The sequence below is a fragment of the Ruegeria sp. SCP11 genome (assembly GCF_040329455.1).
In the GTDB taxonomy this organism is placed as follows: Bacteria; Pseudomonadota; Alphaproteobacteria; order Rhodobacterales; family Rhodobacteraceae; genus Ruegeria; species Ruegeria atlantica_E.
In genome coordinates this window covers 1-356 of record NZ_JBDZYG010000061.1, presented here as the reverse complement: position 1 = coordinate 356, position 356 = coordinate 1, and the positions used below count along the sequence as shown (strand labels likewise).

The window sequence follows — 356 nt, the reverse complement described above, 5'->3', positions numbered from 1 at the left end:
GAGCACCCCAGCCCCTTCCCGCACGCCCACGTTGCGACCACCACCACCCACAAGACCCTGCGCGGCCCGCGCGGCGGCATGATCCTGACCAATGACGAAGCGATCGCCAAGAAAGTGAACTCGGCCATCTTCCCCGGCATTCAGGGCGGCCCGCTGATGCATGTGATTGCCGGTAAGGCCGTGGCCTTCGGTGAAGCGCTGCAGCCTGCGTTCAAGGACTACATCAAGCAAGTTGTCGTCAATTCGCAGGCGCTGTCGGATCAACTGATCAAAGGTGGTCTGGACACCGTGACCCACGGCACCGACACCCATGTGGTGCTGGTCGACCTGCGCCCCAAAGGCGTCAAGGGCAACGC

1 pseudogene is annotated in these 356 nt (G+C 63.2%); it reads left to right on the top strand.

Annotated elements, in window-relative coordinates:
- Window positions 1–356: pseudogene (glyA, locus tag ABLN94_RS24625) on the top strand (serine hydroxymethyltransferase); the annotation flags it as partial.